The organism is Microbacterium mitrae, assembly GCF_008017445.1.
Taxonomy (GTDB): Bacteria; Actinomycetota; Actinomycetes; order Actinomycetales; family Microbacteriaceae; genus Microbacterium; species Microbacterium mitrae.
The window spans coordinates 470,362-483,908 of record NZ_VRSW01000001.1; the positions used below are offsets into that span (position 1 = coordinate 470,362).

Here is a 13,547-nt window from a genome sequence, read left to right on the forward strand (position 1 = left end):
TGCGTTTTTTGATACGCCGACGATACGTCTGGCACCGTAGGCTCGCATGGTGCGAGTGCTGATTGTCGAAGATGAACGCGTGATGGCGTCGGCCGTGCGCGATGGCTTGCGACTGGAAGCGATTGCAGCCGACCTCGCCCACGGTGGCGCCGCGGCCCTCGAAGCGCTGAGCATCAACGATTACGACGCCGTCGTGCTTGACCGTGATATTCCGCGCATTTCCGGCGACGAGGTGGCACGGTGGATCACCTCGCACCAACCCACGACGCGCATCATCATGGTGACCGCCGCCGATCGACTCGATGACAAGGCCACCGGCTTTGAGCTGGGCGCAGACGACTACCTCACCAAGCCGTTCGCGATGCGGGAGTTGATTCTTCGCTTGCGGGCCATCGCTCGCCGCTCGGCGGCTGCCACGCCACCGGTGTTGGAGTGGCGCGGGCTGAAAATCGACCCGTTTCGTCGCGAGGTATAGCGCGATGGCCGCTACGTTGCGCTCACTCGCAAACAGTTTGCCGTGCTGGAGGTTCTTGTCTCGGCGGGCGGCGGCGTTGTCAGTGCGGAGGATCTGCTGGAGCGCGCGTGGGACGAGAACGCCGATCCATTTACCAATGCGGTGCGCATCACGATTTCTGCGCTGCGCAAGCGCCTGGGCGAGCCCGATCTGATTGAGACGGTCGCGGGGGTCGGGTATCGGATGGCGACGGAACCACATGGCTGAGCAGCGCGCGCCGCGGCGGCCCGGCTTGTCTGCCCGCTTTCGGTTGACGCTTACGATCACGGCCGTCGCCGTGGTCTCGGCGGGCGCGCTCTGGATCGTCACCGCGCTCTGGGTGCTGCGGTACCTCCCCACGGGCAACTACACGACAGATCTGGGCTGGGTGCCCGGCCGCGACGACATCATGGAAGTCTTCACACCCATCGCGACGAGCGCCTTTTTCGCCATCGCCGGCCTGGCGTTTTTTGGCGGCTGGTTTCTCGCGGGTCATATTCTTCGCCCGCTGACCGCAATCTCAACCGTCGCGCACCGGGTTCGAGGCGGCGATCTCACAACGCGCGTGAACCTCCCCGGGCGAGCGGACGAGTTCCGCACCGTCGCCGATTCATTTGACGACATGCTTGATGCCGTTCAGCGCACCGTCGAATCTCAGCAACGCTTTGCCGCCAACGCCTCTCACGAGTTGCGCGCGCCGCTTGCGATTACGCGCTCAGTGCTGGAGGTTGCTCAAGCAGACCCCGAGCGGGATCTTGAGGTGACGCTCGACAAGCTGCAACGTCTCAATGATCGCGCCGTCGCCTCCGCAGACGCACTGCTGCTGTTGGCACGCCTCGACAACACCGCCCCCAACCTCTCCCCCGTCGATCTCTCGCTCGTCGCCGAAGAGGCGCTCGACGTGCTCCAGCTCGTCGCAGACCGCCACGGTGTCGAGGTAGAAACTGACCTGAATCAGACGTGGGTGGCAGGCAACGCGCAACTGTTGGAACGACTTGCGAGCAACCTCATCCACAACGCGATTGTGCACAACGCCCCTCCCGGCGACGCCAGACGCGTTTTCGTGCGGGTTGACGTGAGCGAAGGGTCGGCCGTATTGCGGGTTGTGAACACTGGCCCCGTTCTCGAAACGGCGCAGGTGGCGACGCTGACGGAACCGTTTGCTCGCGGCTCGCGCACCACCACGGCCGATGACGCACACACTGGCGCGGGGCTCGGCCTCGCGCTCGCCGCCACGATTGTCCGCGTACACGGCGGCTCGCTCGTGCTGCGCGCACGCGCTGCTGGCGGGCTGGATGTCACCGCACGCTTCGCCGTCGGCGCTGCCGCGCCCGCGAGCTAGCCTCGCTCCGTAAGCTCCGTGGTTCCGCGATCTCCGTGGTTCCGCGGCCATGCCGCAACGCAGAATCCCCCGCTCCGCGAAGCGGCACGAGGGATTCTTAGCGGTTGAACTTACGACTCGGTGATTTCGATCTGGCGGAACACGTCGGCGTCGATGGCCGATCGCACCTCGTCGAGCAGGTCTTCTGAAACCGGGGAGTCCAGCGTCAGCACGGAGAGTGCCTGGCCGCCGGCCTCGGTGCGAGCGATCTGCATGCCGGCGATGTTGATGCCGGCCTCGCCGAACTTCTGGCCGTAGACGGCAACGATGCCGGGACGGTCGGTGTAAAGCATGACGATGTGGAACTTCTCGATGGGCAGCTCGACCGGGTGGCCGTTAATGCCGACGAGCTTTTCGATCTGCTTCGGGCCGGTCAGCGTGCCAGAAACGGCGAGTTGCGATCCGTCGGAGAGCGCACCGCGAAGGGTAATGACGTTGCGGTACTCGTCGCTGTTCTCGTCAACCAGCAGGCGAACGTCAACGCCGCGCTGCTCGGCAAGAAGCGGCGCGTTCACATAAGACACGCTTTCGCTCACGATGTTGGTGAAGACACCCTTGAGCGCGGCCAACTTGAGCACATCGACGTTGTAGGCGCTGAGCTCACCGTGCACTTCGACGTCGAGGCTCGTGAGCGGCGACTTGGCGAGCGCGGAGAAAAACTGACCGAGCTTTTCGACCAGCGAGATGCCGGGGCGAACGTACGGGTCAATCGCACCGCCGGCGACGTTGACGGCATCCGGAACCAGTTCGCCGCCGAGAGCGAGGCGCACGGAGCGTGCTACCGAGACGCCTGCCTTCTCCTGTGCTTCGTCGGTCGAGGCACCCAGGTGCGGCGTGACAACGACGTTGGGAAGGTCAAGTAGCTTCTTGTCGGTGGGCGGCTCCGTCACGAAGACGTCGAGACCGGCACCGGCGATCTCACCCGAGGTGAGGGCCGTGTAGAGCGCGTCTTCGTCGATGAGGCCACCGCGTGCGACGTTAATGACAAAGGCGGAGCTCTTCATCGTGGCGAGCTGCTCGGTCGAAATCATGCCCGTGGTTTCTGGGGTCTTCGGCATGTGGATCGTGACGAAGTCGCTCTGCTCAAGCAGTTCGTCAAAGGTCACCAGCTCTACACCGAGCTGCTGTGCGCGCGCGCTCGTGACGTACGGGTCGTAGGCGATAACCCGCATGTCAAACGCCTGCATGCGCGCGGCAATCAGGGCACCAATGCGACCAAGGCCGATGATACCGAGCGTCTTTTCAAACAGTTCGGTGCCGGTGTACTTCGAGCGCTTCCACTCGCCGGCGGCCAACGACGCGTGGGCCGCCGGAATGTGACGAGCGAGCGACAGAATGTGGCCAACGGTCAGCTCAGCGGCAGAGACGATGTTCGAAGTCGGCGCATTAACGACCATCACACCGGCAGCCGTTGCGGCCTTGATGTCAACGTTGTCAAGGCCCACGCCGGCGCGCGCGACAACCTTCAGGCGCGGAGCCGCAGCCAGCGCTTCTGCGTCAATTTGCGTTGCCGAACGCACCAGTACGGCGTTGGCATCGGCGAGCGCGGCAAGCAACGCCGGGCGGTCAGTGCCGTCGACCTCCCGCACATCAAAATCAGGACCAAGCGCATCAATGGTGGCTGGTGAGAGTTGCTCGGCAAGGAGAACGACAGGCTTCGACACAGGGAATATCCTTTAGTGCTTTAACGCGAAGGGGGAAAGGTCGTGCGCCGCACATCATCGGGACGCTTCACGCACAGCCTACTCGTTTGAGCACGCACGCTTGTTCATGTGACGTTCATCGCAAGCGCAAGTTTCACGCTTCTTGAGAATCGAAGAAGGAGCCGCAGTTGCCGCAGCGGCTGCCGGCTCTACCCGCAGAACGGGTTGCCGCTCACGAAGGAGCATCCCGAGCTGAGCATGAGCGACAGCGTATTCATCCAATACACCTGTGCCAGCGCGTAGCCCGCCAGCAGCATCATCGTGTACTCGCCGATCAGGCGGCGAATTCCGAGGGAGACAACCGCGGTGAAGATGATCACCGGAACCACGACAGCGGCGATGAGGACGGTCCAGCCGGTGGCGGTCAGCGGGTACGGACCGCTGGCCTGTTGCAGGAGCGCACCAATCGCGCTGAACACGGTGTAGGCATAGGCCAGACCAAAAATGCCCGTGACGGTCGCCATCATCCACAGCGGCGAGCGAGTCTTCAAGACGTGATCGGCGGCCTCGGGCACGTTCGTTGCATCGCTCATGCGCCGATCCCTCCCACGACGAAGGGCCACGGAACCAGCAGCACGACCCCGGCGATCAATCCGGCGAACCGAATCCACGTTTTCGACGCGCGCGTCAGGTACATCACGGTCGCAAACCAAATCGCCGGTGCCGCCGCCGCAACCCATGCCGCGATCGCGTACTGAATGGTTCCGGCTGCCAACAGCTCACCATCGGGCTGCAAGCGCATGCCTCCGATGATCCATCCGACGGTGTAGAGCACAAAGATGCCACCGATCACCCCGAGGCCGATCAGCGCCGCGTTAGAAACGCCGGTGGCCGCGACGGGCGTAGCGACGGCAGCATCGGATTCGTCGCCGACGACCTCAACAGCTTCACTGCCCTTGCCGACAGCCGTCCAACCGCGCTGCAGTTTGGGCGGTGCGGTGAGTGACTCATCGCCATCCCACGACAGGGCGTCGTCGTCTCCAGCGGCCTGGGGTTCGGTTGCCATGGTTCCAGCCTACTGGCGGGCGGCGGCGACCGCCGCGAGCACGATGCGCTCGTCGGTCATGTCGTAGCTCTCTCCCCCGCCACCAGGGCCGGTCGGAGCGTCGTCGACGAAGGAGACGCGAGCCGACAGGTGCACGGCATGCACGCCCGTTTCACGCACAGCCGCGATGTGTTCGACGCTCAGCCCGCCGCCCGCCATCACCTGCAGGGTTGATCCGGCGCGTCGCACGAATGCGGCGAGCCGGTCGATGCCGTCAATCGTGCGAGGTGCCCCGCCGCTGGTGAGCACGCGGTGCACGCCAAGCTCAACGAGCGCATCGAATGCCGTGTCAGGGTCGGCAGACGCGTCAATGGCGCGGTGAAATACCACCTCGGCGCCTCCCGCCGCCTCCTGCCAGCGCCGCACCACCTCGCGGTCGACCTGGCCGTCGCGCGTCAACGCGCCGATGACCACGCCGCCGACGCCCTGCTGCACGACGCGGCGAATATCGTCCCACACCACGGCTGCCTCTTCGGCGGAGTAGACAAAACCACCCGGTCGAGGTCGCACCAGCACGCACACGCGCGCTCCATCGCCGCCGCAGGCCGCGATCGCGGCATCGACCATGCCGGCGGAGGGCGTCAGGCCACCGGTTTGAAGCGCCTGGACGAGTTCGACACGATCAGCACCGTTGGCGAACGCAGCCCGAACTCCAGCCGCGTCCTGCACCGCAATTTCCACCAGAGTCATGTCGCCATTCTACGAATTCCGGCCCGCTTCAGTGAGTCGATGCGTCGCACCCCGCACGCGGTGCGGATCCGTGGTTCCGCATTTCCGCGTTCTCCGCAGTTCCCTGGTTCCGTGGTTCCGTGGCCCCACCTCGAGGTTCTGCGTTCCGAAACAACCGTTATGCACGGCTCAAAACGTTCTGCACGAAAATTGCGCCACATCCGCCACTCTGGCAACACCAGTCACACGAAATCGTGCACAACGGTTGTGACAGCGGAACCACGCAGAGCGGAACCACGCACAGCGGAACCACGCAGAGCGGAACCACGGGGATTGGAACCACTGGACGACGAAGGGCCCGGTGCCTGTGCACCGAGCCCTTCGTTTATCGCGTGAATTAACGTGCGGCGGAGCCTTCGACGTAGTCAGCGTCCTGCTGCTTCCATGCGAACAGCGCGCGCAGGTCGCGGCCGGTGGCCTCGATCGGGTGCTGCGCAGCCTTCTCGCGAAGCGCCTGGAACTCGACAGCGCCGTTGTCCTGGTCTTCGATGAAGCGCGTCGCGAATGCGCCGCTCTGGATGTCGCCGAGAACAGCCTTCATGTTCTCCTTGACGCGCTCGTCGATGACGCGCGGGCCCGAGACGTAGTCGCCGTACTCAGCGGTGTCGGAGACCGACCAGCGCTGCTTGGCGATGCCGCCCTCCCACATCAGGTCAACGATGAGCTTGAGCTCGTGCAGCACCTCAAAGTAGGCGATCTGCGGCTGGTAGCCAGCCTCAGTCAGCGTCTCGAAGCCGTACTGTACGAGCTGGGAAACACCACCGCACAGCACCGCCTGCTCACCGAACAGGTCAGTTTCGGTCTCCTCGGTGAAGGTCGTCTTGATAACGCCGGCGCGGGTGCCACCGATGGCCTTTGCGTATGAGAACGCGGTCTCCCATGCGTGACCCGATGCGTCCTTCTCAACGGCAACGATGTCGGGAATTCCGCGGCCGGCAACGTACTCACGACGAACCGTGTGACCGGGAGCCTTCGGCGCCACAAGAATCACGTCAACGCCCTCGGGAGCCTCGATGTAGCCGAAGCGAATGTTGAAGCCGTGAGCGAATGCCAGGGTCTTGCCGGGCGTGAGGTTCGGCTTGATCGAGTCGTTGTAGATCGAGCGCTGGTGCTGGTCGGGAGCCAGGATCATGATGAGGTCAGCCCACGCCGTAGCGTCGGCAACGTTCTTGACCTCGAAGCCGTCTTCCTGCGCCTTTGCGATCGACTTGGAGCCATCCTTGAGCGCGATGACAACCTCTACGCCCGAGTCACGAAGGTTCTGTGCGTGCGCGTGGCCCTGCGAGCCGTAGCCGACAATTGCAACCTTCTTGCCCTGGATCAGCGACAGGTCTGCGTCTGCGTCATAGATGAGTTCGGTCACTTCTTTACTCCTTGTTTCTTAGGTTTATTTCTCAGCCGCGCAGAACGCGCTCTGTGATGCTCTTGCCGCCGCGGCCAATGGCCAACAGGCCAGACTGGGCGAGTTCCTTAATGCCGAAGGGTTCCAGCGCACGAAGCAGTGCGTCGACCTTGCCCTTGTCGCCGGTTACCTCAACGACGAGCGCGTCGGGCGCGTAGTCGACGATCTGGGCACGGAACAGGTTGACAACTTCCAGCACGTTGGAGCGCGTCTGGTTATCTGCGCGCACCTTGATCAGCATGTGCTCACGCTGCACCGAGGCGGCGTTCTCCAGCTCGACGATCTTGATCACGTTGACCAGCTTGTTCAGCTGCTTGGTGACCTGCTCCAGTGGCAGTTCTTCGACATCGACGACGACGGTGATGCGTGAGAGGCCAGGAACCTCGGTCACACCAACGGCGAGGGATTCGATGTTGAATCCGCGGCGGGCAAAAAGTCCGGCGACTCGCGTCAGCAGACCGGGCTTGTTCTCAACGAGAAGACTCAGCACGTGGCTCGACATGATCAGATCTCCTCGTCAAAGCTGGGCGCGTGTTCCCGCGCGTACTGGATGAAGCTGTTGCTCACGCCCTGCGGAACCATGGGCCACACCATCGCGTCCGCAGACACCACGAAGTCGATGACGACGGGGCGATCGTTGGTTTCGAGGGCCAGCTTGATGGCGGCGTCGATGTCTTCTTCCTTCTCCACGCGAATGCCCAGGCAGCCGTAGGCCTCGGCCAGCTTCACGAAGTCGGGAATGCGGATGCTTCCAGCACCGGTGTTGAGCTCGGTGTTGGAGTAGCGGCTGTCGTAGAACAGCGTCTGCCACTGCTTGACCATGCCGAGTGACGAGTTGTTGATGATCGCCACCTTGATCGGAATGTTGTTGATCGCGCACGTGGCCAACTCTTGGTTGGTCATCTGGAAGCAACCATCGCCATCAATGGCCCACACCACGCGGTCCGGCTCAGCCACCTTCGCGCCCATGGCTGCGGGAACCGCGTAGCCCATGGTTCCGGCGCCACCGGAGTTGAGCCACGAGTTCGGGCGCTCGTACTTGATGAACTGTGCCGTCCACATTTGGTGCTGGCCGACGCCGGCGGCGTAGACCGCCTCGGGGCCGGTGAGTTCACCGATGCGCTGAATCACCTTTTGCGGAGCCATCAGACCATCGCTGGGTTCTGCGTAGCCGAGCGGGAACTCGTCGCGCAGGCCGTCGAGGTATGACCACCAGTCGGAGATGTCAGGCTTAGCGTTTCCTACCGTCCCGCCGAACGCGGCATCCAGGTCGACGAGAACTTCGGCGAGGTCACCGACGATCGGAACGTCCGCGGTACGAATCTTGGAGATTTCGGCGGGATCGATGTCGACGTGAACAACCTTCGCGTTCGGTGCGAACAGCGACGCTTTACCCGTCACGCGGTCATCGAATCGCGCGCCAAGCGCGACGATCAGGTCTGACTCCTGCAGTGCGAGCACGGCCGGAACCGTGCCGTGCATACCGGGCATGCCCAGGTGCTGCGGGTGCGAGTCGGGGAAGGCGCCACGGGCCATCAGCGTCGTCACAACGGGTGCACCCGTCGACTCTGCCAGCGCGCGCAGCTCTTTCGAAGCCTGCGCACGGATGACACCGCCGCCGACGTACAGCACCGGCTTTTTCGCATCCGCGATCAACTGGGCTGCAGCCTGAATCTGCTTGCCGTGAGCCTTGGTCACCGGGCGGTAGCCGGGCAAATCAACCTTCGGCGGCCAGATGAACGGGGCCTCCGCCTGCTGGGCATCCTTCGTGATGTCGACCAGCACGGGGCCGGGACGACCCGTTGAGGCCACTTCGAAGGCAGCCGCGATAGCGGCCGGAATTTCTTCAGCCGTCTTGACCAAGAACGAGTGCTTCGTGATCGGCATCGTGATGCCCACGATGTCGGCCTCCTGGAAGGCGTCGGTTCCCATCAGGGTCGAGAACACCTGTCCGGTGATGGCAACCATCGGCACCGAGTCCATGTAGGCGTCGGCGATGGCCGTCACGAGGTTCGTGGCACCGGGGCCGGAGGTCGCGATACACACGCCCACCTTGTTCGACGCCGAAGCGTAGCCCTCGGCGGCGTGACCGGCACCCTGTTCGTGGCGAACCAGAATGTGACGAATGCCGGTGGAATCCATCAGCGGGTCGTAAACCGGAAGAATTGCGCCGCCGGGAAGACCGAACACGTCGGTCACACCGATCAGCTCAAGCGAGCGGACGACAGCTTCAGCACCCGTGAGCACGGGCGCGGATGCGGTGCGAGCTGGGGGCCGGGGAACGGCCGATGCGGAGGCGTCGGACATAGAGAGATCCTTGCGTTTCGTATGCGAGTGAGGTGAATCTTGTGGCCGTTAGCCCGTCACGGCGCCTTCGGCGGCGGAACGTACGAGCTTGGAATACTTGGCCAGGACGCCACGGGTGTAGCGAGGGGGCAGTGGCTCCCAACCAACTGAGCGGGAGCTCAGCTCGGCCTCGTCGACGAGTAAATCGAGAGAGCGAGCTGCGATATCGACCCGAATAAGATCACCATCGCGCACGAAAGCAATAGGACCTGCGTCCACCGCTTCGGGTGCTATGTGGCCGATGCACAGGCCGGTTGTGCCGCCTGAGAATCGTCCGTCTGTCAAGAGTAGTACATCTTTTCCGAGGCCAGCGCCCTTGATGGCGGCGGTGATCGCCAACATCTCGCGCATGCCTGGTCCGCCCTTGGGGCCTTCGTAGCGAATGACCACCACGGAGCCTGCCTCAATGTCGCCCGCGGCCAGCGCATCCATCGCGGCACGCTCACGGTCAAAGACGCGAGCCGGTCCCTCGAAGACGTCGGCGTCGAAGCCGGCCGACTTCACAACCGCGCCCTCGGGCGCGAGCGAGCCGTGCAGAATCGTGAGACCACCGGTTGCGTGGATCGGGTTGTCGAGGGTGTGGATGACCTCCCCGTCGATGGGGTTTGGGTTGAGGTCGGCCAGGTTCTCGGCCAGCGTCTTGCCGGTCACGGTGAGCGCGTCGCCGTGCAGCAGCCCTTCGTCGAGCATGGCCTTCATGATGACGGGGATACCGCCGTGGCGATCGACGTCGTTCATGACGTACTTGCCGAATGGCTTCATGTCGGCGATGTGCGGAACCTTGTCACCGATGCGGTTGAAGTCGTGCAGGCTCAGCTCGACCTCTGCTTCGTTTGCAATCGCGAGCAGGTGAAGAACGACGTTGGTGGAACCACCGAGCGCCATCGCCAGCGCGATCGCGTTTTCGAAGGCTTCCTTCGTCAGAATGTCGCGGGTCGTGATGCCCTGACGGAGCAGGTTTACGACCGCCTCGCCGGAGCGGTGTGCGAAGTAGTCACGGCGGCGGTCAGCCGAGGGCGGGGCTGCGGAACCAGGAAGGCTGAGTCCGAGCGCCTCGGCGACCGATGCCATGGTGTTGGCGGTGTACATGCCGCCACAGGCGCCCTCACCGGGGGCGAATGAACACTCGATGCGCTTGAGGTCTTCTTCCGTCATCTTGCCTGCGAGGCAGGCGCCGACGCCTTCGAAGGAGTCAACGATCGTGATTTCCTTCTCGGTGCCATCAGACAGCTTGACCCAGCCGGGCGCGATCGAGCCGGCGTAGAGGAAGACGCTGGAGAGGTCGAGGCGCGCGGATGCCATCAGCATGCCGGGGATCGACTTGTCGCAACCGGCGAGCAGAACCGAACCATCGAGGCGCTCGGCCATCATCACGGTTTCGACAGAGTCGGCGACCACTTCACGGCTCACGAGCGAGAAGTGCATGCCTTCGTGGCCCATGGAGATGCCGTCAGAAACGGAAATGGTTCCGAACTGCAGGGGGTACCCGCCACCCGAGTGCACGCCCTCTTTCGCGCCCTGCGCGAGGCGGTCAAGGCTGAGGTTGCACGGGGTAATTTCGTTCCAGCTGGATGCAATGCCGATCTGGGGCTTGTCCCAGTCGGCGTCTCCCATACCGACACCGCGAAGCATGCCGCGTGACGTGGTGGCTTCAATGCCATCCGTAATTACGCGACTGCGGGGTTTGATGTCGATGAAGTTCTCAGAAGTCGAATCAGAAGCGGGCATACCGCGAGTCTATTCCCGTTATTGGCGTGCTTCTGTCCCCGTGACGGAGGCGTGTTCGCGCCCCCGAACGCGGCGGTACGAGCGTAGGTCAACAATTGTTTGCATTCATCTGAATCTCAGCGTGCGGACTGTTTTGTCGGTCAAAGGTTGATCGATCAAAAGTGTCAGCGCGCAAGCGCAGGTCTGTAGCTAGGCCGAGCGGAAATTCGTTCGAGCATCGGCCAATTGCGCCAGCACTTCAGCCATCTCATGCGCATCCGCCACCCGGACCGACGCCGAGGTCACCCCACTGCCAACGCGCACACCGACATCGTTCGGAGCCAGCGCCGCCAGCGCGTCTTCGTCGGTCTCATCGTCGCCGGCAAATAGCACGGCCGTCGCGTGCACCGCGGCGCGCAGCGCCCGAACGGCGCCGTCTTTGCCCTCGGCGCGTTCCGAAAACTCACTGACGTCGTGCCCACCCCTGGCGCGCCAGCCGGCGAGGTGTTCCGACGCAAATCGGTCAAGAATTTCACCGGCGAGTTCGGTGTTGTCTTCGTTGGCGAGCCGGGTGTGCACCACAAAGCCAAACGGCTTGTGTTCGACCCAAACACCATCAAGGCCCGCGAGGGCCGTTTCAACCTCACGCGTGCGCACGGCAACCTGGCCGCTCGGCACGCGGGCGACAATGGGTGCGTGCCCTGGTGGGAGGTCAAACTCCGCGCCGTGAGACCCGGCCAGCAAAATCGCGGAGTCTGGGGCCGCCTCGCTGACGAGGCGAAGATCGCCGAGCATCCGCCCTGAGACGAGCGCCACGTGAGTCTGCGGCAGTGCGGCCAGGCGATCGATGGCCTCTCGCGCCGCCGGGGTCATGCGCGAGTCGGATGGAACATCGACAAGCGGCGCCAAGGTTCCGTCAAAGTCGAGCGCGACGAGAAGCTTGGGAGTTTGCGCCAGCCGTTCGATTTCAGGCGTCAGCATGCGGGGTCCGATCGTGGGCGTGGAGCTCCTGCAGGAAGGCTTCTGCCCAGGCGGCGACGTCGTCACGTTTGAGCCTGCGCTGCATGGCACGCATGCGGCGCGTCTGGTCGGCGTGAGGCATATTGACCGCGACCATCATGGCGTCTTTCATGCCGTCGATATCGTGCGGGTTGATGAGCAACGCTCCCTGCAACTGGTCAGCTGCCCCGGCAAACTCGCTCAACACGAGCACTCCCCCGGTGTCGCCGCGAACGGCAACGTATTCTTTGGCGACCAGATTCATGCCGTCGCGCAGCGCCGTGACCAGCATGACATCGGCCGCGAGGTACAGCGCCACCATCTCGTCGCGTGGATACGAGTGGTGCAGGTAGCGAATCGCCGTGTGGCCGGTGGTGTCAAAAACCCCGTTGATGCGACCAACGGTGAGCTCAATCTCATCACGCAACTGCATGTAGGCCGCGACGCGCTCACGGCTGGGGCTTGCCACCTGCACGAGCGCCACATCGGTGACCGAAAGCTGTCCGTCTTGCAGCAGTTCACCGAACGCCTTCAACCGGTGTCTGATGCCCTTTGTGTAGTCGAGTCGGTCAACGCCGAGCAGGATGGCGCGCGGGTTTCCGAGTTCTTGGCGAATCTCGGCGGCGCGTGCAATCACCTCTGGGCGTTGCGCAATCTGCTGGTACTCGGCGACGTCGATCGAGATCGGAAACGGTTTTGCGGTGACGGATCGTTGCATTCCCGACGCATCGGTGACGATAACGCGCGACTTGTTTGTGGGGTACGGCAGCTGGCGCCGCACGGCGCGCAAGAAGTTGCCCGCGTCGGCCACGCGCTGAAAGCCGATGACATCGGCGCCCAGCAAACCGTCGAGCACCTGACGCCGCCACGGCAGTTGCGAGTATAGGCCGTATGCCGGAAACGGAATGTGGTGAAAATAGCCGATCGTCACATCGGGACGAAGTTCGCGAACCAGCCGCGGAACCAACTGCAGCTGATAGTCGTGCACCCATACGGTTCCGCCCGGCGCCACGGCCGCGGCCGCCGCCTCGGCAAAGCGACGATTGACCCGCTCATAGGCCTCCCACCAGATGCGGCGGTAGCGCGGCGGCGCGATCACATCGTGGTAGAGCGGCCAAATGGTGTCGTTGCTAAAGCCCTCGTAGTACAGCTCAACATCGCTGGCGCTCAACGTCATCGGAATGAGCGTCATGCCGTCGACCTCGAAAGGGTCGAGTGCAACGTCGGCGGAACCGGGCCAACCGACCCAGGCGCCACGGGCGGCGCGAATTACCGGCTCGAGCGCGGTGACGAGGCCACCGGGTGAGGTTTGCCAACGCACCTCGCCGTCGGCGTCAACAATGCGGTCAACGGGAAGTCGGTTCGCAACGATCACCAGATCTGCGGATGAAGTCTCTGACACGCTGCTCCTGCCATTGGGTGGTCTCGCGGGTTGTTTACACCTTAGCGACCCCACCTGACGGTAGCGTGGACGCATGCGAAAGTACTTCACCGGTACCGGGGTCCTGTCGGTCGTGCTGAGCGCGATCGCGCTTCTCAAGGGCATGCGCGGTCAGGCATTTACGTGGCGCACCACCATCGCGTGGCTTTCGTGGGCGCTGAGGCTTGCCATGTCGATCGGCATCTTCAGCGAAAACCGCCAGGCAGCACGTGGATTTGTCGTCGAGCACCCAGAACAGTCCAAGGAGGAGCGCAAGCTCCTCAAGCGCTACAAGTAGCGCCAGCCTCACGTCTCAAGACAC

General features: G+C 63.5%; 12 protein-coding genes and 1 pseudogene. 3 read left to right on the forward strand and 10 right to left on the reverse strand.

The annotated features are described in order from the left end of the window. Window positions 1-49: 49 nt before the first annotated feature. Window positions 50-721, forward strand: a pseudogene (locus FVP60_RS02275) (response regulator transcription factor). Continuing rightward, on the forward strand, window positions 714-1,835 hold the full coding sequence (locus tag FVP60_RS02280; RefSeq protein ID WP_147824643.1) for a sensor histidine kinase: 1,122 nt from the start codon (window positions 714-716) through the stop codon (window positions 1,833-1,835). Before FVP60_RS02275 ends, FVP60_RS02280 begins: the two are co-directional and overlap by 8 nt. 110 nt (window positions 1,836-1,945) lie before the next feature. Here FVP60_RS02280 and serA read toward each other — a convergent pair whose 3' ends face one another. From serA to FVP60_RS02330, 10 genes are all read right to left on the reverse strand, one after another. Next, window positions 1,946-3,538: a phosphoglycerate dehydrogenase gene (serA, locus tag FVP60_RS02285; protein ID WP_147824644.1), complete on the reverse strand. Its 1,593-nt coding sequence runs from the start codon at window positions 3,536-3,538 to the stop codon at window positions 1,946-1,948. Window positions 3,539-3,726: 188 nt separating this feature from the next. Further along, window positions 3,727-4,110 (reverse strand): hypothetical protein, encoded by a 384-nt coding sequence (locus tag FVP60_RS02290; RefSeq protein WP_147824645.1) that lies wholly within the window; start codon window positions 4,108-4,110, stop codon window positions 3,727-3,729. Next, window positions 4,107-4,583, reverse strand: a complete 477-nt coding sequence (locus FVP60_RS02295) for a hypothetical protein (protein WP_147824646.1) — start codon at window positions 4,581-4,583, stop codon at window positions 4,107-4,109. Before FVP60_RS02295 ends, FVP60_RS02290 begins: the two co-directional genes overlap by 4 nt. Before the next feature lie 9 nt (window positions 4,584-4,592). Beyond that, complete coding sequence (locus FVP60_RS02300) at window positions 4,593-5,312, reverse strand: copper homeostasis protein CutC (protein ID WP_147824647.1); 720 nt, start codon at window positions 5,310-5,312, stop codon at window positions 4,593-4,595. Window positions 5,313-5,688: 376 nt separating this feature from the next. Further along, window positions 5,689-6,714 (reverse strand): ketol-acid reductoisomerase, encoded by a 1,026-nt coding sequence (gene ilvC / locus FVP60_RS02305; RefSeq protein WP_147824648.1) that lies wholly within the window; start codon window positions 6,712-6,714, stop codon window positions 5,689-5,691. Between the two features lie 31 nt (window positions 6,715-6,745). Next, window positions 6,746-7,255 (reverse strand): acetolactate synthase small subunit, encoded by a 510-nt coding sequence (gene ilvN, locus FVP60_RS02310; protein WP_147824649.1) that lies wholly within the window; start codon window positions 7,253-7,255, stop codon window positions 6,746-6,748. A gap of 2 nt (window positions 7,256-7,257) precedes the next feature. Continuing rightward, window positions 7,258-9,060 carry an acetolactate synthase large subunit gene (locus FVP60_RS02315; RefSeq protein ID WP_147824650.1) on the reverse strand — a complete coding sequence of 601 codons (1,803 nt, stop codon included), beginning with the start codon at window positions 9,058-9,060 and terminating at the stop codon, window positions 7,258-7,260. Window positions 9,061-9,108: 48 nt separating this feature from the next. Beyond that, on the reverse strand, window positions 9,109-10,827 hold the full coding sequence (ilvD, locus tag FVP60_RS02320) for a dihydroxy-acid dehydratase (RefSeq protein ID WP_147824651.1): 1,719 nt from the start codon (window positions 10,825-10,827) through the stop codon (window positions 9,109-9,111). Between the two features lie 189 nt (window positions 10,828-11,016). Then, a complete protein-coding gene (gene otsB, locus FVP60_RS02325; RefSeq protein ID WP_147824652.1) occupies window positions 11,017-11,787 on the reverse strand; it encodes a trehalose-phosphatase in 771 nt (256 codons plus the stop codon). Beyond that, window positions 11,774-13,282, reverse strand: a complete 1,509-nt coding sequence (locus FVP60_RS02330; RefSeq protein WP_147824653.1) for an alpha,alpha-trehalose-phosphate synthase (UDP-forming) — start codon at window positions 13,280-13,282, stop codon at window positions 11,774-11,776. The genes otsB and FVP60_RS02330 overlap by 14 nt, the downstream gene beginning before the upstream one ends. On the opposite strand from FVP60_RS02330, the gene FVP60_RS02335 reads away from it, so the two are divergent. Then, window positions 13,281-13,523: a hypothetical protein gene (locus FVP60_RS02335; protein ID WP_147824654.1), complete on the forward strand. Its 243-nt coding sequence runs from the start codon at window positions 13,281-13,283 to the stop codon at window positions 13,521-13,523. The two genes, FVP60_RS02330 and FVP60_RS02335, sit on opposite strands and share 2 nt — an antisense overlap. Window positions 13,524-13,547: the final 24 nt, after the last annotated feature.